This is a genomic window from Arthrobacter sp. Hiyo1 (genome assembly GCF_001263615.2).
Taxonomy (GTDB): Bacteria; Actinomycetota; Actinomycetes; order Actinomycetales; family Micrococcaceae; genus Arthrobacter.
Map to the genome: position 1 here is coordinate 252,699 of NZ_DF952475.1, position 828 is coordinate 253,526.

An 828-nucleotide genomic window follows, 5' to 3' on the forward strand; every position below is an offset into this window, starting at 1 on the left:
CGCGGTCGCCGTCGTCGCCGCCCTCACCGCAGCATCCGGCATCCTCGTGGCCACCCGGATGCGCGGCACCGACCACGAAACGTCCGCCTGGGCCCTAGGCAAGATGGATCGAAGGGAGTGAAGGGTCATCCGCCCTTTCCGTTCCCGTTGCCGGGTTTCGACCGGGCTGTCGAGGGCTGGGGAGCCGTCGATTGCGGTGCCTGGCCCGGACTCGTCCCGCCGGTGGCCTGGTCGCTGCTGCGGGTTTGTGGAGCGGAGCCCCCGATGAGGTTCTGCGGCGGGGCGTCGAAGTCGCCGTGGTCGTAGAGACCGACGACCTGCTGCATGTACTGCGCCCACTGCGGGCCGGCGATGTAGGCCCCGTCCACCAGGGGGTAGTACTTTCCGTTGACCGTGATGTTGCGTCCGAGCCGTGCGGCGCTTCCGTTGAAAGGGTCTCCGAAGAAAGACGCCGTTGCCAGGCCTTTCGTGTAGCCAAGGACCCAGGTCTGGTTGTTGTACTGGTTGGTGCCGGTCTTCGCGGCGTCCGGGACGCCGAGCTTCTGCGGTATGAGCAGGCCGGAGCCCTTGGTAAGGACGTCCTGGAGGACATTCGTGGTGGCCTTCGCGACATCCGGATTCAAGGCGTTCGGCTTGCACGCGGATGCCTGCCCGCCGATTTTCTTGCCTTGGGCGTTATCGACCTCGGCGATCGAGATGGGCGCACAGTAGGTACCGTCCGCGGCGAACGTTGCGAAGGCGTTGGCCATCGTCAGGGGGGCGACGTTCTGGCTGCCCAGGATATTGCCCAGGGTGGAGAGGTCGATTTTCTTGTCGTTCCCGTCGCCC

General features: G+C 65.9%; 1 protein-coding gene. It reads right to left on the reverse strand.

The window, feature by feature from the left end; translation table 11 throughout:
- Positions 1-125: 125 nt before the first annotated feature.
- Positions 126-828: penicillin-binding transpeptidase domain-containing protein (locus tag AHiyo1_RS20170; protein WP_253257496.1), on the reverse strand; the 703-nt coding region annotated here is incomplete at its 5' end.